The sequence below is a fragment of the Cellvibrio sp. OA-2007 genome (assembly GCF_000953825.1).
GTDB lineage: Bacteria > Pseudomonadota > Gammaproteobacteria > Pseudomonadales > Cellvibrionaceae > Cellvibrio.
The window spans coordinates 254,589-272,488 of sequence record NZ_BBUL01000020.1 but is presented as its reverse complement, the minus strand read 5'-3'; the positions used below and the strand labels follow the sequence as shown (position 1 = coordinate 272,488).

Below are 17,900 nucleotides of genomic sequence, written 5' to 3'. Positions count from 1 at the left end.
CAGCCTAGCAAGCAACCACGAAATCGCTACTTAATGTGACGCAGTTATCTATATCGATTCTTTATGCATAGAGGGAATTAATGGCAAAGCACTTATAAAAAAGCCCCAGTGCAAAACACCGGGGCTTTTTGTTTGCTCTTGGGTTAAGACTTAGCGTGTCTGGCAGGGCACCTTGCCCAGACCCAACACGTAGTACTTGTCACCCGCGAGTGGTGAGTTGTAGGGGATCTGACCGTGTTTACCGGCGGTTGCGCTCACATAATCCACTAACTCCTGACCGGCGGCAAAACGCCAGCTGTTGATAGTAGCGCGTGAGGCGGCGCTGTAATTATTGGCCAGATTGGCGACTGAACCATTGCTGGCGGTCAGCGCGGTTTGAGTGCTGGAGGTCAGGTTACAAGTTGCGCTGCCGAACCAGAGCAGGTTGCGATCATTGCGGAAGTTGCCGTCGCTAATATCCTTGAACAGGTTGCTGCTGATTTCAGCCAGCGATGCTTCCACTGAACTCTTTTCCTGATGCACTGCATTGACCACAAACACGCTGTCTTCCATCAAGGCACTGGCGCCGACACGCAAACTCAAAATTTGATTGCGATAATTCACAAACACATTGTTGAACATATGAGTGGTACCGCGGCGCAGTAAAGGTACTCGACGCAATGTATTACCCAACAGCATGTAGCTATCGTCAGTAGTGACAAACGCGTTGTTGTGCATAGTGGTGGTGATTTGTGAATTGATGGTGCGGCTGTCGCTGGAGCCGTGCAGCACCGCGCGCTTCACATTCACTAAACGGTTGAATGACATGGTGATGTCATAGGCGCCCACTTTTACATCAAAGGCGGAATCGCCGGTGGTATCGAAGGTGTTTTTGTGAATCCAGATATCGTGTGATGCGCCGGTGGAGCGAATCATATCCGGGTCAACATAGTGGTCTTCGGTGTGGCCTGCGCCCTGGAACTTCAAGTGGGTGAGGATCACGCTCTCGGAGGTTTGGGTTGGTGCGCCGCTGCTGTCTTTACCAATCGCAAAACCGCTGAACAGGAAGTAAGCCTCGCTGCCGCGACCGTCGAGGGTTTTGTTAGAACCAATCGCCGGGATACGGATGGGAATATCTTTATGGTTCATGGCTTTGTTGAAGAACTCGGTGCGGCACGCCGCTTCGCCACTGATACCTTTGCTGCTGCACCAGGATCTGTAATCGTTGCATTGCGCTTCAGTGATGCCCATCAAAGATTGCACAGTGCTGTTGTTACAGTAGGTGCGATACATGCCAATTTCAGACGGCTGCGCGAATTGGATTTTGTCGAACACAATCCAGTTGTGCGCATTGTCGGTCAGTGCGTTCAGCAATTGTTGTTCAACCGAAACGCCACCGGTTTTGGTGATGATAGTGAGTTTGCTGTTGCCATTAGGGTCAAATCCACCCAGCGCTTTTTCACCATAACCCACTGGTTTGCCGAGGGTTTTGGACAGACAGGACACGATTTCTTGATCGGTTTTGAGCGAAGTATCGCGCCAGTTAACCGAGGGGTTAGTCGCCAATTGGATACAGGCGGCGCTAATGGTGCCGTTATCCACAATCACTGACGATGAGCTGCTTGATTGGCTGGATGCAACACTGGAACTGCTCGGTGCAACTGACGCCTGACTGCTAGAGGAGCCCACTACAACCGCGCCGCCGGTGACAGACAGCTGGTCGATATTGGGGCCGCCATCGCCGCTAGTCGATACAGCGCGAATTACATTGCTGCCCGCATTCAGATAAGCGGTGAACGATTGCTCCGCCCAACTTGCCCAGGCACCTGTGCCATTAAAGGCCAAGCCAGAATTCACTACCGTGCCGTTGACGCTGATGGACATAGGGCGATTAGTGGTGGTGCCATTGGCAAAGCGGAATGTCAGGGTCACATTACCTGCGCTGGCCTGATTCACGGTCCATTGCGCAGAGCTGCCGACCAGATTATCGAAGTTCACAAAACCGCTGCCGTTAAAACCGGTGTGGTTGGATTCTACTGCCGCTTGCGACAGGCTGGCGCTCTCCGCTTGGTATACCTGTGTTTGGCTCGCTGGTGTACTGGAAGCTGGCACACTGCCAGGCGCAGTAGACGACTTGCTGCTGGCTAGTACTGAGGATGCCGGCTTGCTGGAAGCGGGAGCAGACGAGTTGCTCACGGCACCGATTTTACCCACGCCCACGTTTGCCATCACAATTGCTGGCACATCGTTGGCTGCATCCATTTGCACGCTGTAAGGCACTGAGACAGAACAGGTCGATTGCAACTGACCGTTCACCACGGCAGGCACTACCAAGGCACCATCGCCCACGGTGCGGCTGTAATAGATTTCCGGTAACACAGTGTTGTCGTTGTTGGTCTGCCAGCAGCCGGGGGTTGATGAATCGTCCGAGGCAATCAGCGGATTATTCGCGTTGTAGAAGTAGTTGCTCTCTACCAACGCCTTTGCGTTCATGCGCGAGTTGATCCCATGGAACATGTAATCGATGGAATCGTTAGACCAATAGTTGTTGTACATATGTACCAGAGCATGGCGAATTAACGGCGTGCGCTGTTCAATGTTTTTGTACCAATTGTGATGGAAGGTGATGTTGGTATTTTTGTTGTCGCTATCACTGGAACCGATCAAACCGGCGCGGCTGGAATCGTTATACAAGTTGTAGGACACAGTCACGTTGGTCACCCCGGCTTTCATATCCAGCAGCGAGTCGTAACCGTCTTTTTCACCGCCCGACGCTTCCAGCCAGTTGTGGTCGATCCAAACGCGATCCACATTGGTTTCCATGCCGATGGCATCGCCGCCGTTAGAGGTCGGTGAACCGCTCTTTTTAACATTACGGATGTGCACGTTTTGAATGATGATATTGGACGCATCGCGCACATGAATGCCTATCTCATCAAACAGTGCGTTAGTACCAACACCGATGATTGATACGTTGCTCATCTGCTTGATTTCAATCACATCTGACTGGGTATTACAGCCCTGCGAAGTGGTGTTGCCGTGGTTAATCGTGCCGTTAACACGAATCACTATAGGTTCGCTCATGGTGCTGCGGCCACAGAGCGCAGCGTTTAGCTGGGTACCGGTTGATACAGTCACTACACTGCCACCGGTACCGCCAGTCACATTGGCGTAGGCCGCAAAACCTTCCATCTTGGCCGGACGAATTGCGCCGTTGTATGACGATGGCGCGCTAGAAGTCGCCAGCGATGATGCCGGAGTGCTTGAAGCAGGCGTACTGCTCGGTGCCACTGAAGAAGCTGGTTTACTGCTGGGCGCTACCGAAGAGGCAGGCGCGCTGGAAGAAGCCACAACCAGCGTGCTGGTTACCGACAGCTCATCCAGATTCGGGCCGCCATCACTCGCAGTCGATACCGCGCGAATCACATTGTTGCCTGCATTCAGGTAGGCGGTCATGGTTTGAGTCGCCCAAGTCGCCCAGGCGCCAGTGCCATTAAACGCCAAGGCTGAATTCACCACCGTGCCATTCACGCTGATCGACATAGGGCGATTTGTAGTAGAGCCATTGGCAAAACGGAAGCTCAGGGTCGCATTGCCTGCGCTGGCTTGATTTACTGTCCACTGGATAGCACTGCCGACCAGATTATCGAAATTCACAAAACCACTGCCGTTGTAACCGGCGTGATTGGACTCCACTGCCGCTTGCGACAAACTACCGCTCTCTGCTTGGTACACCTGTGTTTGCACTATGGGAGCTATACTAGAAGCCGGTTTGCTTGAGGCGGGAGCACTGGATGGAGCGACGCTGGAGGCGCCAGTCGCGTTATAGACTTCAATCTCCGCCATCCGCAAGGGCGAGCTGCCACTGACGATCAGGTTCAGCTTTTTCATCGATACTGAACCCAGGTTCACCGTGCGCGCGGCGCCTATGCCGGTACCGGTGGCCAATACATCGCCCGTATCGTTATTCACTAGCTGCCAGCTGGTGACTTTGCTGCCAGACTCGCGCAACACCACCGTATTAAACGCCACCTCACTGCCCCATTTCACTGAGACACGCTGGTTGGAAGTGCCGCTCGCTTCGGTATAAGTAGCGGTATCGGCATCGCGCACCAATTTGGTATCGCTAAAACCGGAGCCGTCGGCGCCCGCACTGGGGCCGGTCAGGGCAAGGTTGGAACCGAGGGTTTGTGCCTGCACCGCGCAGGCGAGCACACTGGTCGCTGCTGTAAAAGCCATATACTGGCCAATACGACAGGAAAGTTTCATAGATGTCATAGTTTTTACCTTGATCGTAGCTATATCGTTGTTATTCGGATTTTTAAGCCACACGCACAGGCGCGACTACCTTCAGTTCTCCGCTGAAGGGGCTTTGACCGAAAACACCGATAGGCCTACCGCAAAAGGTAAAGGCAATGACTGCTGAATAAATTCGCAGCACTTATGATTGTGGGTATTAAGTAACACTCTGGCGATGCTTAAAGCACCTTGGCTGACCGGGATTATTGTTGTTGGATTCCCGAGTAACCTATAGCTAAGCCCGAAGGCTGTGTTTTTAAAGGGTTTGTACAGTCTTTGTACACTTAAGGGACTTACATAGTGCGCCCTCAAAAAAATCAGGTCAACCATAAAATAGGGGTTTTTCGCCATTTATTGTGATGGAAATTCCAAAATAACCAATGATTACGATTACATTATTTCGTATAAATTCATGTAACCGTTATATTTTTCTTTTGCAATGTTCAGCAACAGCCACAAGTAGTCGGTCAGGGAAAGCGTCACTTCACTTTGCATTCAACTACCCGGATTTGATCTCCGACCAGTAGAAACTATGCTAAAGAAGAGTTTTCCATTTAGCGTCATGACCACCATTAACTACCTATTGGGATAAGGCACTTAGGGTGCAACATATGGATTTTAATATTCCGCTATCCACTATCATTTTGGGCGAGCTGACGCTGGCGCTATCAGTGTTATTGGCGTTTGTAGTCAGGCGCCTGCTGCGCCAGAAAAAAATTATCGAGAAGCTATTAGAGAGAACAAAAGGCGCTGGCGCTAAAGCTGGCGATACGTTTTATGACAAGAATCGCGCACCGACTAGTCAACCGGGCATTGCCGATTATTTTGCATACACGCTCAACGACTCACAGGAACGTTTTACAAAATTTACCAGTAGCAGCCTGCTCAGTCTTGATAAAGAACATCCATTCAGCGGCAAAATCGCCGCCTTGCGCCACCTGTATTTAAGTGCAGAACAAGAAGTATTTGCAGAGCGCGGCATTACTCATGCCGGCTGGGGCACTCTGGAGCGGAGACTGGCCCCCATAGTGCAGTGGACCGATCAAAGCGCCAGCCAACTGGAAAAAGCGATTAGTGATTTACAGCGGCAGTTGCGCGGCCGCGACGATGAAATAAAACGCCACCAAGCCAAAAATGCCCATCTGTTAAAACGCTTGGAAAATCTGCGCAATGAACAACACAGTTTGGAGCACCTCAACGCCAAAAACAGCAGCCTGATTGAACACCTACAAGGTGCGCTGGAAAAATTAAAAAGTGCTCCTGCTACCAGCGCCGAGCCAAACAAGGCCTCATTTTCACTGCCGCTCAACGAGCATTACATTGAAAAATTTGGTGAAGCCCACTCAATAGAAAATCACAATTTGCGTGCACTGCTCCACGAAATCAAAAACACCCCTTCCTCATTGAACAATGCCCAACAAAAACGCATAGAAAGTCAGGTTAACTTGTTAGAAATTGAGTTATTAAAATCTGACCGCCATGTCAGCGATTTAAAACAACAGCTTAAAGAAGCAAAACTGCAAATTACCAACTACGGCTTAATGCGCAGGGACAATGCTCCCACTGGTGACATAAATTCGTTGTACGACAACTTAATGCAAAAAATCGCCCCTGAAAATCAGGATGACCCAGATACGATCATCGCGGAAATTAAACATCTGCAAGAAAGCAACAAACTGCAACACAACACCGTCAATAAAATTGAAAATGAGATTTCAATTATCAAAGACTCTATCAACAGTGAAGACTCTGACACAGTCAATCAAGAAAAGGAAAAAGAAATACAGCGGCTGGAGCGGCTTGTTAAAGAGTGCCAGGGTTGCATAGTAATTCTGGAGGAAGAAGTAGACAGTTTATATTCGCGCCTGCAAGAACAAGCTTCGCAGTTAAATCAAACACCCGCCACCGAAACGCTACCGGACACTGAAGCAGCCCAATCAACCAACTTTGAAGAAGCAGAAATGCTGGTACAGGAACTGCAAAAAACCGCCATGAACTACCAGCATGTATATGCCATCAACATGATTCTGTTAGATTTTCTGCAATGTCAGGATTTTGATAAACTGACCCAGCTGTTACAGGATTTTATTGATCGCTTCAATCTGACTGCTGGTTTTTATATCGATTGCAGCGCAGGTAAAACCGAATATGCTCCCGAGCATTTAGTCAACACCCAAGAACGACATCAATTGATTAACCCCGATACTCAGGAGCCGTTAGTACATCTCGACAATGGCATTCTATTCAATTACACCAATATTCGCGCACTGCGAAATAACACAACTCAAGAACCCGCAGTGGAAATGTTAGATACCAATTTCCAAATGGTCATTGCCGCAGCGAATGAGCGGTTAAATGATTTAACCCACTACTCACACATCTCAGAAAAAGAACAAGACGAACCAGCAATTAATATTCAAATCAAAGAAATGCTCAATAACCTGAACATACGCTATGCATTTCAAATAGATGAAAACCGCAAAACATTCGATCACTTTATTAGCGAGTTGCGCCGCGCCTACGGGTTATTGGAACTGAAAGGCCCAGGTGCCGTCGTACTTGACAATGCCGTAAATGAATTCGAAATGCGCATGTCCCTCCTCCTCGAAAGCGGCGAAGCTATCGATAAAGAAATTTCGCTACTAGTCGAAAAAGCCGAACAGGTTTGATGCCTGGTGTTTTGCCTTGTATTAACTGTTTTTCAGTTCAACACACTCAGCCAGCTAAGAGGCAACAATCACATGGCCAATCATTCAATTGAATTCACAAGAGAGCAGTCCAAAACATACGATAATCACGCTGCACTAAACCAAATCACTGTTTTGGACTGCTTTGCTTGTACGCCTACAATATTAATTTTTTAGCGGCAGGTTATTACTAGTCGCGCTTATACAAGGCTTCAATCGTGCTCGATGCGAGTGAATTTGCATTCACCATATAACCGGTGAGCGCGCCTGAGGCATTGGCGGGCAGTTCCAATTTTTTAGATAAGGCATGTACGGTGAATTGATAGCGATGTACACCGTGGCCTTGTGGTGGGCAGGCGCCACCAAATGCGGCTACACCGTAATCATTTTCAATTTGCACACTGCCTTTAGGTAATGTTTTGCTCTCGGCTTTACCGGCGCCGGTGGCAATGCTAGTGACATCGGCGGGGATGTTCACCACCTGCCAGTGCCACCAACCGCTGCCGGTGGGTGCATCCGGGTCATAGGCGGTGATTGCAAACGCCACTGTGCCTTCAGGTGCACCGCTCCATGAAAGTTGCGGCGAGAGATCATCGCCCGTGCAGCCAAAGCCGTTAAATTCCTGCGCTTTTTTCATCTGTTTGCCAGCGGCTATATCGCTGCTGGTTAGGGTGAATTTTGCTGGTTCCGCCGATACACCCAAGGGCGCCAACAAAGACACGAAAAGTACCAATCCGCTTGTCAGGTTTTTCATAAACACATCTCCTATCAGTAATGTTGTGAAAGAACAGTTTACGACGCTGACGCTTATTGCGCTCACTCCAAAACCGCCAAATGTTCGCCCGATTCGTGCAATTTTGTTTTTCTCAACTCACTGGGGGTTAAACCAAAGCGCTGTTTAAAGCGCTCGCTAAACCGCGATTGCGATTGATAGCCGCAGAGTTCAGCAATGGTGCCAATTGAATCTGCGCTGGTTTGCAGCAAATGCAAACCATAACCTAATTTGGTTTGATCTTTAATGTCTTGCACACTGGTGCCTTCTGCTTGCAGTTTGCGCCGCAGAGTGGATTCACTCATCGCCAGTTGCGCGCAGATTTCGGCGCTGCTGAGATCTTCCGCCAAGTTGGCGCGTACAAGGTCATGCAGCTTTTGACTCAAACGTGTATCGCCCGCCATGCCGCGCACTGGGTGATAACCCAAAAAATCCAAATACTGCAAAATTTCTGCCCGGCGTATCGGCCACAGCGCTGGCGGGGCAAAAGCCGACCATTCGATAAATTGTTGCAACAATGTTTGCAGCGATTTTTCTATTGTCCCCACCAAATATTTCTGCGTTGTTTTAGGTCTGCTGTTAAATACAGCAAAGTCTTGCTGTTCAAATTCAATCAATAAGGCAAAGTATTCCCGTTCGCTGGGGATGTTACGCATATCGAGCATGGGGTTATTAGAGAGAAAAATAAAACTGCCCGCAGAACAGATCACATCTGCGTCTTTACCCAATCTTTTTTCACCATCCAACACCACAATTAATACCGGTTTTATGATCGGCACATTAAAAATACGCTGCTCTTTTAGCGATGAATACACCGCAAACGGCAAATAAGAGTGGGTGTTGACGGTCGTTTTAATTGCATGGATTAAATCGTTCATGATGTAAAAGTAATTGCCAGACACATGATGGCGCGAAGCTGCCGCGCCTCATTAAATTTAAGTGGATGATTTTTTCACAGCGGCCAAACCCAGAGCAGTACCGGCACAGAAGTGATTAATACAAGCAGTTCAAGCGGCAGCCCCAAGCGCCAATAATCGCCGAAGCTAAAACCGCCCGGGCCGAGGATAAGGGTGTTGTTTTGATGCCCTACCGGAGTTAAAAAAGCACAAGAAGAACCTATGGCAACAGCCATTAAAAAGGTATCCGGGTTGGCGTTGAGGGCGCTGGCCAGACCGACCGCGATGGGGCACATCATGGCGGCGGTGGCGGCGTTGTTCATCAGGTCAGATAAAAACATGGTCACGACCAGAATCACAATCAAGCCGAGCACGGCGTGATCCTGTGCGAGATAGTTGAGCAGTATCTGGGCGATGAGCGCGGCGGTGCCAGTACTGGACATGGCTTCAGCGATGGGAATCAGCATCGCCAGTAACACAATCACCGACGAATCGATTGATTTTGGCAAGTCCGAACTGGGCACTACACCCGTAATAAGCGCGACTAATACCCCCAGCGCAAACGCGATTTCGGCAGGCACCAAACCCGTCAACACTAAACCCAGCGTGACGAGCATCAACCCGGTTGCGCGCCAGGCTTTGCGGGGGCTGGGAATATGCAGCTCGCGCTCAGCCAGAGGGACGCAGCTTGTGTCTGTGGCAAATTCGGCCACCGCTTCAGCCGAGCCCTGCAGCAATAACAAATCGCCCGGTTTAATGCGCATGGCTTTCAGGCGCACGGTTGAGCGCCGCCCTTGGCGAGAAATGGCGAGTAAATTAATGCCGTAGTGATAGCGCAGGCGGCTGATCGCAGCGCTGGTGCCGCTGAGGGACGAGTTGGGCAATACCACCAGCTCAATCAATTGGGCGGCATGATCGCTATGATTTTCTTTAGTATCTGCACTGTCTGCAGGCTTCTTATCGCCATTTTCTGTATCTGCAGCGGTTGGCGATGAACTGGCTAGATTCGATTCTTGTTGAGTATCGCTGCTAGCGGTATCACTGGTGGTCGGTTTGGTTTCAGCCAGCACTAATTCGGCGCGGGTTAAAATACTCGCAATCGATTTGGCCTCCACTTCAATCACCAGCGTATCCAGGGCTTGAATACGCCGATGCGCATTGGGCGCAAGCAGGCGTAAGTCATTGCGAATCAGCGCTAAAATCTGCGCACCGCTATCTTCAAGCGACTGCTCCAGTTCATAGAGTGATTTGCCAATGGTGGCGCTTTTTTCCGGCACTTTTACCTCGGTGAGATAAGCGCCCGACTCAAAACCTGCAATGCCCGGTTGCTCGCGTTTGGGCACCAAGCGCCAACCGATAAACACAATAAAAATAATGCCCACCAGCGCGACCGCGACACCAACGGGGGCAAAAGCGAACAGGCCAAATCCCTCGCCCTGGCTATGGGTAGCGCGAAAACCCGACACAATCAGGTTAGGTGGTGTGCCGATCAAGGTAGTCATACCGCCCAAAATGGTGCCAAAGGCCAGCGGCATAAGTACCTGCCCCGGCGGCAGCTCCAGGCGCTGGGCGAGTTTTAGCGCAATCGGCATCAACAGCGCCATAGCACCCACATTATTCATAAAGCTGGAAAGCAGCGCGCCCAAACCAATCAGAGCTAATAGACTCAGGCCGATACCGGAATTGCTGGGCAGTAACCGATGCGCCAGCACATCCACCGCGCCTGAGATTTGCAAGCCGCGGCTGAGCACTAAAATGCAGGCCACGGTTATCACCGCCGGATGCGCAAACCCAAGAAAGGCCTGTTCAACCGGCACCACACCCAATAGCACCGCAGACAAAAGCGCGCCGCTGGCAACCAGATCATGGCGCCAACGACCCCACAAAAACAAACCCATGGTGGCGCATAAGATGATGCTAATCAGCAGCTGTTGTTGGTTCACTCAGTAATTACCCTCGTTTGATTCGCACTACTTTCATCACCTCAAAATTCATCCCCGCTACGGTCTCCTGTTCCGGGTAATAGGTGATATTGACGCGCGCGCCTTTTAAACTCAGATATTTACCCTTGCGCTTGAATTTAAACGGCACCTCACAGCCCTCGATCATAAGTGTATGCAGAATCCAATCACCCTGCTCGCGCTGTATGTGCGATACCACTTTCAGTAATTCCGAGTGATTGAGATTCTGGTTTTTCTCGACAAGCTTTTTCGGGTCGGATTGCATAGCGACGGAGGCCTGATGGTTTTATTTCTATTTAGGATGAGTGAGATTAATAATTCGGGCTGATTGCGGCACGGCTTGATACTGGTGCCACGGTAATCGAATAATGGGTCTACAATAGCATGACGAAGTACAACCGTTTTTTCCTGTCAAATTGGGCATTAATGGTAAAAATATTCGCTCTCGTCAGGCACAATGTGCTCAATATCTTTTATCCGAAGCACTTTCTATATGATGTCACATCGTTTTTTATCAGGGGCTTTTTCTCTGACACCTGTGCTTACCGCTGTGCTCTTTATTGCTCTTGCTGTTTCACAAGCTTGGCCTTTTTGGCAACAAGCATTTCGCTCTGACCACTCGAGTATCTCGTGGCTATCCAGCGCGCAGCTTTGGGCCATCGCCTTTGTCTCGCTTTTATTAATTAAAGAACAAAAGCTCCCCACATTTTGGGGCGGCTGGTTTTTTCTGGCTATGTTGCTGATGGCGATGGATGAGCAATTTCAATTCCATGAACAATGGAAATATGGATGCGATGAATGGGTCAGTTGGTGTGATAGTGCATGGGCTAAAGAACTGCCCATGCTTAGTATTGCTGTTCTGGGCAGTTTGAGTGTGCTTTGGTTATATCACCACTGCGGAAACAACTTCGCTAGACTATTGCTTGTCATTTCGATCGTCTTTGGCGCGGCGGCAATTATTATTGATCTGGCCTCCGTACCCCACTTTATCGGGATTTTTGAGGAAGGCTTTGAGGTTTTGGCGGAAGCTTTTTGGCTGTCATACCTATTCGCATTAACAGCCAAGGGCGATTATAGAGGAGTTATTCAACACGAATCCACTCACCATTAATACCACTAATTAGACCAACTGACTCTCTGCTACCTTGCAGAATTTTAACCAACAATACCGGATAGCCTCCAATCTGCTGAACATGTTTAACAATGTAACTACTTTGTTCTTCTGCAGGCGGTTGCCAGATAATTTTTCGGCCTTCAATCCGATATTCGTAATCCCCAACACTCACAAACGCATGGTCACCAATAAATTGACTTGCAGATCTAAAATTGGGGTACCCCAACCACTTTCCCTCGCGATCTATATATCCCCAATCTTTGCCAGTGTAAGCGCGCGCATAGCGTGCATCTTCCGAAAAGGCATCTATGTATTCAGGAATCGGGTCATTAGGCTGAATAATTTCACCTTTAAAATTCACCAACAGGTCTCTATTTGCCATTGTTGGTAACCAGCTAGCTGTTCTAGCTGAAGCCAAGTCAGATTTAAATGGTTTTACATTACTAAATTGCGGCTCGATTAGCACAGCGCCGTTTTGATCAATCAAACCCCAACTATCGTTTTGTCTGAACCAGGTAACCTTCTGATAGAAGTTTTGTATTTCCTGGTATTGCGGCCTAACGAGTTCGCGACCTTTTTCATCCACCAGCCCCCATATTAAATTTTCCTGCTCATCTAGTTGCGCGACCCTTGCTACGCCACCACTAAAATGTTCAGCTTCAGCATATTTTGGCGCTATTAGCCACTCGCCTGATAATCCCTGGTAACCCCACACGCCGTCAATTGCACTTGGCATTAATCTGTCTTCAACCACTTTAAATCTGTCTGCATTTATTTTTTCCTTTTTTAAATGCTCAACTTTTTGTACGCTGACTTGTTCGAGTTCGCCGGAAAAATTTAATCGATAACAGCCAGATACCGATTTAAACGCGCAAGAGTAGACGCCTTGATCCGTCAAATAACTTTCATCTTCATTCAACATAGGAGGAATCACCCATTGACCTTGCTTGTTGATTACTCCGGTGTTAATTCGACTCGAATCGCGCGCATCCCACTCTTTTACAATGCGATTACGATTTACCGGCTTTTCTGTAATCCACTGCCCTTTTTGATTTATGACACCGTAAATACCCTCCTTACGAATAACCGCCGCTTGCTCCACAAACTCCGAACACCAAGAAAACTCTGGTGGAATTTGCCATTCTCCCTGGGCATTTTGATAACCACACAGATCAGCTTCCGTCTTTACTGGTTTCAATGTAGGTGTAGGGATTTGCTCAGATGCACTCACTATTGATTTTACACCACATATATTTTTCACATCCTCCGCAGCATCGTGCCATTTAGCATGATCATCCAAAACACGAGTTGACTCAACGCCATCCACCGTCGCTCTCCATTTCAAGCAACTATTTCCGAATCCTTCGATACTGTGAACCTCTCCAGTTTTTAGTTTCAAGAGGCCTTGCTCAAGATGGTAATACCCCTCCGTGTACGATGTATGCAGGGAGTGCAAGCCAAACAGATTGTCGGTATAAAATGTAATTCCCTTATTAGCTGGAAATTCGTAAAGTTTACCTTTTGTCTCAGAGTATAAAATTGTTTTGTTTGGCTCGTGCATAACAAATAAGGTAGCGTTTTTATTAGTTCCGCTGTATTCACCAGAGAATTCTAACTCAGTGAAAATATTGGATTTATCATTAAGGTTCAACCGAATGATCTTTGATGAGTTTTCACACGGGAAAATAATGCTACCTTCTAGTTTTACGATTTTACAACGCCACTCGCGCGGGAAGGAAAGAATTACATTATCTTCAAAGTTTCTTATTTCAAGTGCTCCACTCGGTGAATGACCTACGGCGTAACCTAGAGCAACATCGGTAACTGAAAAATCGACAGATTTTATTATCCAATTCCCTTGCGAATCCACTACACCAGAACTCGACCATTTTTCGGTGTCAGTAGATTCTATGTCAACCCTTAAGTAGGGCTGATCACGAAAGAAATCAACATCTTTAATTCGTGATGCTTTACTGTTTGCAAAATTCTCGATCCGATAGTATTTCTGGGTCGATGGATCAAAAATTTTAAAGAAAGATTCAGGGCTATTGCGCTGCAAAATAACGATACCATTGTAATATCTAGCGCTATCCCATTGCCATGCCGCGTCCAACTTCTCTGCTTTTGCATTAAACACTGCCACTAAAATTAAAAACGCTACTAATTTCTTCATTAAGTGCACTCCGGCACGACAAAATTAAATGCAAAATACCATTCCCCGTTGAGATTAATAAAATAAGTCACCCAAGTTTTAGCCTCACTCTCATAGGCGGGAATTGCGCTTTCAGTTACAGCAATATCAGCCACATTGTCTGCGTTTAGATCTACCGTATTGAGATGAACCTTAATGCTATCTTTTTCAGGTGAATCTCCTCGCAACTGGTATGAATGGGTGCGAACATGTACTTTTGGTGGAATATGTTTTTGTGTATAAAATTGCACCAGTGGATATTTAATCGCAGGATAGTTATCTACCGCGACAAGATCATTTGGTAGATAGAGTGGCATTCCAAAGTCACAGTCTCCATACCCAGATTCTGTGTCAAACCTTTTTCCAGTTTGTTTTCCTACCAAGCCATTTTTAGCTACTGAATAGATTGCTAACGGATCCACTAGAGTTACTTCCAACTTACCAATATCCCAATAGCTAAATATGTAAGGCTCACCACGTGCTATTACTCCGTAGGCCGACTTAATCACCTTTGCACTAAGTTTGGAGTTGGCTACCACTGATAGATCATCAACCGAGTTTGTAGCTGCGGGAAATAGTACATCCTGTGCAGATGAAAAAAATGAGGTTTTTATCCGTGGCAATATTTTTCTCTTCAATAGCTCATCAAGGTAGTCACCCACCTCATAAATTTCCTGTGCATCGAATTTTTCGAGCTTTTGAAAGTAATAACCATTTTCATACGGTGATTTACTCAGATCCTCATTCACTTTTACGCCCTTTAATAAAGACGCCTTCATTGCATTAAATTCTTCATTAGCCTGTCGACTTATGGGTATTTCAAAGGTTTCTATCGTGGAATCGTGCTCCTCGACCCACAATGAATATGACTCGCTTACAAAACGATATTCATCTTGGGTTTGTTCATCGGTTAACTGCCGCTCGATATAGCGAGCTACTGTAATTAAACTTTCGACAGAAGGATGATTCCAAAATACTTTCATATTTTTTTGTTTGTCAGTTATAAGTTGGTCACACAATACAAAACCCGCAAGCCTTTCATTGATATCAGTAACCTTACACCACTCACCCCGTTCTTCTAATTTAATAAGCGGAGTGTTTAATGGCCACTGATGCATAATTTCGCTTGTAGAGGATGCATCAACATGCATTTCAAGTAAATCAGCTGAAATCCAATACAGACTCCTCGACTGTGCGAAAGCAATATTGGATAGAAAAATAATAACTGCAAGCGCGATATAGATTGATTTCATGTTTCATCCTTCAACACATTTTTTAATGATTCGTACATTTTTTACACACACAATAGTTATAGAATTTTGTTAGAACTTATATCACGCAAGTTGCTATTACCTGCTAACGATCAGGTAACGCGCTCGAAATATTTTTCACTTGCCCTCACTTCCGACCACATCGCAAACTCATTACCACTAGGCTCTGTGAAATGAAACTGGAAGTCACCGGCGTAATCGGACGTGGCGAGTTCGGCGTAATTTTTCGTTTTGGGTGTTAGTCACAACTATTCATCTTTTGTTTTACGTAGAAAAACTAATTCCACTTCTGGCGATAACTTTTCACTGTGGCTAATCGCATAGCCATGTTTTTGATAAAGGCGGATATTTTCAAAACTTTTGCTGCCCGTAAAAAGTTCGAATATGCGCGCTTGCGGGTGTAGCGTTTCAACCTTACGCAACAACTGCGAACCAATACCTTGACGCTGATATTGCGGGTGCACTATTAAGCGGCCAATATTGCAAACATCTTGCTGCATACTTGCCCTGACTGATCCGATAATCTCTTCGCCCTGTACGGCTTTTAAAATAATCTGCTGGGTAAATTCGGCCTGCAGGGATTCAATTGTTTGTGTGAGCGCTGGCAATGACCAATCGTTGTAGCGCTCAGCTTCCGTTTGGTAAGCAAGGCGTTGTAATTGAATAATCGCCGCCGTATCAACAAGCTCAGCGCGAGAAATGTTAAGCATAATTCGCCATCCGTACGAGTTTTAAATATTTTTAGATGCTTACTTTTTAGCGGTAACAGCTTCCAGCGCACGCTGCTTGGTTTTTTCCAAAAGTGATGCATCGCCAATTTTTCCGTGACCCGGTACTACGATTTTTGCCGTGCCGTAGCGCGCGATAAGTTTTTCAGCGGAGGCTGGCCAGTCGGCGATCACTGCATCGCCAAGATAGCCAAGGCCTTCGGGTTTCACAAAACAGCCACCGAATAGAATTTTCTGCTCCGCTAACCACACAACAACATTGTCCGACGTATGACCAGCACCCGGATAAAACACTTCTATTTTTTTATTGAGCAACCAAAAGGGATTTTCAGAAAATGAATGGGTTGCTTGTGCTTCGCCTTTATTCTTAAGCAATTTATTAGTTAACTTGGAAACATAGGTAGGAATAGACTTTGAGTTGAGAAATGCAATGCCGCGTGTGCTGTCGCTGTGGAAATGTGTGGAAATACTTGCTTTGGCGGTAAAACCCTGCGCGTCAATCCATTGCACTAATTTTTCAGTATCTGTGGCTGAAATGGGTGTATCAATCAGGTAAGCATCTTTATTATCAACAACGACTAAACCGTTAGAGCCAACAAGCCCCCAACCTTTGACATTTTCGTAAGCGGTATACAAATAAACACCGTCTTCGATTTTTTTGATTTCCAGTTCCGGTAGCGGCTCGTCAGCGGAAACAATATTGGCAAGTAACAACAAACAGAAAGATAAAATGGGAGCTATTTTCATTTTTTAATTCCTTCTAGATTTGTAACAATAAAATTTTTTATCGCAGATAAATCACACACGCAGAACTCAACATAATCGAGCCTTTGCGGGTGTAGATTATTAAGATACTTGTATTTGTTTTTGATGGAGTTCTTTCAAAAACTCCGGTGCTAAATCTGCACCATTAGGCCAAACGACTGTTTCTAGCTCAGGATCTACTGCGACTTTTTTAAAAATATCCACATTTTTTAACACCTCAAATACTGGCCCTGTAAGTACCCCATCCAAATCGACTTCGCCCGCAGTGCCATCGTCAAAAACAAGCCAGAGTTTAAATCCTGATAGATATTTAGCTGAGCGAATATGCAACATGATCTACTCCAAGGGTGCAATGTAATTGAGTGATTGTCCTGTTTTTGCTCTATTCCAATTATCTTCGAGTTCAGCCTTGTGAAGTGCGATCCATTCTTGCACAAACACCATCGCCCTCTTGGGCATTTCTCCCTCCAGAACTGTGCCATCGAAAGCAAACATCGCTTCATAGCCAGAATATTTCGCATGAAAATGCGGCGGGTTGTGATCATTAAAATACATGGCAATTAGGATTCCATAAAACCGGCTGATTATCGGCATAACTACTCACTCCTTAAGAAAATAACAGGGTAATCCTATTTCATCGCTAAATTAACAACAAATGTAATCTTCCATTTTTCTACTCCCACGGTTTCCCCCGCGTCCTTTCCACCGCTGCCAACTTCAAATGCAGTGCCGCTTTGGCAACAATATGCGCGCTTACGGGGGCGGTGAGGAAGAGGAAGAGTGCGATGAGTAATTCATGCAGACTCAGGCCATCGCCCCGGGTGGAGAAGAAAATGACTGAGCCGATGATGATGCCGCCCACCCCCAAGGTGGTGGCTTTGGCGGGGCCGTGCAGGCGCATGTAGAAATCGGGTAGGCGCATGAGGCCGATTGAGCCAATCAGCGCAAACGCGGCGCCGGCAAGCAGGCAAAAACTGATTATGTATTCCAACCAAACTGACATCGGATTCCCCTATTCAACTTTTCATTATTCGACTTTCTATTATTCAATAATGTCGCCGCGCAGCAGGTATTTGCTGAGCGCAACGGTGCCTGCACGCTTGCCCAAGCCTATTAACAAGAACATTTCATGTAGTGCATGATTCTGGCAGTCACTTTCTCCGCCTTCCAGTTCAATGTCTAGGCTTTCACGCAGTGCGGCGACATCTTCTAGCGAATCGATTTCTAGCATTAAATT

Annotated in this window: 15 protein-coding genes; 2 read left to right on the top strand and 13 right to left on the bottom strand. The window is 47.1% G+C overall.

Translation table 11 applies throughout. The features are described from left to right. Positions 1-150: 150 nt before the first annotated feature. Complete coding sequence (locus tag AWU77_RS20630; RefSeq protein WP_084617892.1) at positions 151-4,257, bottom strand: CBM35 domain-containing protein; 4,107 nt, start codon at positions 4,255-4,257, stop codon at positions 151-153. Positions 4,258-4,889: 632 nt separating this feature from the next. On the opposite strand from AWU77_RS20630, the gene AWU77_RS01390 reads away from it, so the two are divergent. Further along, positions 4,890-6,947, top strand: a complete 2,058-nt coding sequence (locus AWU77_RS01390; RefSeq protein ID WP_062058098.1) for a hypothetical protein — start codon at positions 4,890-4,892, stop codon at positions 6,945-6,947. A gap of 208 nt (positions 6,948-7,155) precedes the next feature. On the opposite strand, the gene AWU77_RS01385 is transcribed toward AWU77_RS01390, so the two are convergent. From AWU77_RS01385 to AWU77_RS01370, 4 genes are all read right to left on the bottom strand, one after another. Further along, positions 7,156-7,719 carry a YbhB/YbcL family Raf kinase inhibitor-like protein gene (locus tag AWU77_RS01385; RefSeq protein ID WP_062058095.1) on the bottom strand — a complete coding sequence of 188 codons (564 nt, stop codon included), beginning with the start codon at positions 7,717-7,719 and terminating at the stop codon, positions 7,156-7,158. Positions 7,720-7,781: 62 nt separating this feature from the next. Then, positions 7,782-8,615 carry a helix-turn-helix domain-containing protein gene (locus AWU77_RS01380; protein WP_062058092.1) on the bottom strand — a complete coding sequence of 278 codons (834 nt, stop codon included), beginning with the start codon at positions 8,613-8,615 and terminating at the stop codon, positions 7,782-7,784. A gap of 74 nt (positions 8,616-8,689) precedes the next feature. Next, complete coding sequence (locus AWU77_RS01375) at positions 8,690-10,576, bottom strand: SLC13 family permease (protein WP_152625217.1); 1,887 nt, start codon at positions 10,574-10,576, stop codon at positions 8,690-8,692. A 7-nt stretch (positions 10,577-10,583) separates the two neighbouring features. Continuing rightward, on the bottom strand, positions 10,584-10,859 hold the full coding sequence (locus AWU77_RS01370) for a hypothetical protein (protein ID WP_062058089.1): 276 nt from the start codon (positions 10,857-10,859) through the stop codon (positions 10,584-10,586). 228 nt (positions 10,860-11,087) lie between these two features. Between AWU77_RS01370 and AWU77_RS01365 the strand changes: the two genes are divergently transcribed. Then, positions 11,088-11,705 (top strand): hypothetical protein, encoded by a 618-nt coding sequence (locus AWU77_RS01365; protein WP_062058086.1) that lies wholly within the window; start codon positions 11,088-11,090, stop codon positions 11,703-11,705. Here the strand turns inward: AWU77_RS01365 and AWU77_RS01360 are convergent. From AWU77_RS01360 to AWU77_RS01325, 8 genes are all read right to left on the bottom strand, one after another. Next, positions 11,677-13,881: a WG repeat-containing protein gene (locus AWU77_RS01360; RefSeq protein WP_062058083.1), complete on the bottom strand. Its 2,205-nt coding sequence runs from the start codon at positions 13,879-13,881 to the stop codon at positions 11,677-11,679. The two genes, AWU77_RS01365 and AWU77_RS01360, sit on opposite strands and share 29 nt — an antisense overlap. Beyond that, positions 13,881-15,152 carry a hypothetical protein gene (locus AWU77_RS01355; RefSeq protein ID WP_062058080.1) on the bottom strand — a complete coding sequence of 424 codons (1,272 nt, stop codon included), beginning with the start codon at positions 15,150-15,152 and terminating at the stop codon, positions 13,881-13,883. Before AWU77_RS01355 ends, AWU77_RS01360 begins: the two co-directional genes overlap by 1 nt. A gap of 266 nt (positions 15,153-15,418) precedes the next feature. Further along, positions 15,419-15,880: a GNAT family N-acetyltransferase gene (locus AWU77_RS01350; protein WP_062058077.1), complete on the bottom strand. Its 462-nt coding sequence runs from the start codon at positions 15,878-15,880 to the stop codon at positions 15,419-15,421. 39 nt (positions 15,881-15,919) lie between these two features. Further along, a complete protein-coding gene (gene blaKHM, locus AWU77_RS01345; RefSeq protein WP_062058075.1) occupies positions 15,920-16,645 on the bottom strand; it encodes a KHM family subclass B1 metallo-beta-lactamase in 726 nt (241 codons plus the stop codon). Positions 16,646-16,744: 99 nt separating this feature from the next. Then, the gene (locus tag AWU77_RS01340) at positions 16,745-16,996 is read right to left on the bottom strand and encodes a DUF2442 domain-containing protein (RefSeq protein ID WP_062058073.1); all 252 of its coding nucleotides are present in this window, start codon (positions 16,994-16,996) and stop codon (positions 16,745-16,747) included. 3 nt (positions 16,997-16,999) lie between these two features. Further along, complete coding sequence (locus AWU77_RS01335; RefSeq protein WP_062058070.1) at positions 17,000-17,257, bottom strand: DUF4160 domain-containing protein; 258 nt, start codon at positions 17,255-17,257, stop codon at positions 17,000-17,002. Positions 17,258-17,336: 79 nt separating this feature from the next. Then, positions 17,337-17,666 (bottom strand): Na+/H+ antiporter subunit G, encoded by a 330-nt coding sequence (locus tag AWU77_RS01330; protein ID WP_062058067.1) that lies wholly within the window; start codon positions 17,664-17,666, stop codon positions 17,337-17,339. Between the two features lie 39 nt (positions 17,667-17,705). After that, positions 17,706-17,894, bottom strand: coding sequence for a hypothetical protein (locus tag AWU77_RS01325; protein ID WP_062058064.1), 189 nt, complete (start codon positions 17,892-17,894; stop codon positions 17,706-17,708). Between the last annotated feature and the right edge of the window lie 6 nt (positions 17,895-17,900).

Coding starts and splice junctions, on each gene's coding strand:
- AWU77_RS01335 (WP_062058070.1), bottom strand. CDS start 17,257: ATGCCGATAATCAGCCGGTTTTATGGAATCCTAATTGCCATGTATTTT.
- AWU77_RS01340 (WP_062058073.1), bottom strand. CDS start 16,996: ATGTTGCATATTCGCTCAGCTAAATATCTATCAGGATTTAAACTCTGG.
- AWU77_RS01365 (WP_062058086.1), top strand. CDS start 11,088: ATGATGTCACATCGTTTTTTATCAGGGGCTTTTTCTCTGACACCTGTG.
- AWU77_RS01330 (WP_062058067.1), bottom strand. CDS start 17,666: ATGTCAGTTTGGTTGGAATACATAATCAGTTTTTGCCTGCTTGCCGGC.
- AWU77_RS01325 (WP_062058064.1), bottom strand. CDS start 17,894: ATGCTAGAAATCGATTCGCTAGAAGATGTCGCCGCACTGCGTGAAAGC.
- blaKHM (WP_062058075.1), bottom strand. CDS start 16,645: ATGAAAATAGCTCCCATTTTATCTTTCTGTTTGTTGTTACTTGCCAAT.
- AWU77_RS01360 (WP_062058083.1), bottom strand. CDS start 13,881: ATGAAGAAATTAGTAGCGTTTTTAATTTTAGTGGCAGTGTTTAATGCA.
- AWU77_RS01350 (WP_062058077.1), bottom strand. CDS start 15,880: ATGCTTAACATTTCTCGCGCTGAGCTTGTTGATACGGCGGCGATTATT.
- AWU77_RS01370 (WP_062058089.1), bottom strand. CDS start 10,859: ATGCAATCCGACCCGAAAAAGCTTGTCGAGAAAAACCAGAATCTCAAT.
- AWU77_RS01355 (WP_062058080.1), bottom strand. CDS start 15,152: ATGAAATCAATCTATATCGCGCTTGCAGTTATTATTTTTCTATCCAAT.
- AWU77_RS01385 (WP_062058095.1), bottom strand. CDS start 7,719: ATGAAAAACCTGACAAGCGGATTGGTACTTTTCGTGTCTTTGTTGGCG.
- AWU77_RS01380 (WP_062058092.1), bottom strand. CDS start 8,615: ATGAACGATTTAATCCATGCAATTAAAACGACCGTCAACACCCACTCT.
- AWU77_RS20630 (WP_084617892.1), bottom strand. CDS start 4,257: ATGACATCTATGAAACTTTCCTGTCGTATTGGCCAGTATATGGCTTTT.
- AWU77_RS01390 (WP_062058098.1), top strand. CDS start 4,890: ATGGATTTTAATATTCCGCTATCCACTATCATTTTGGGCGAGCTGACG.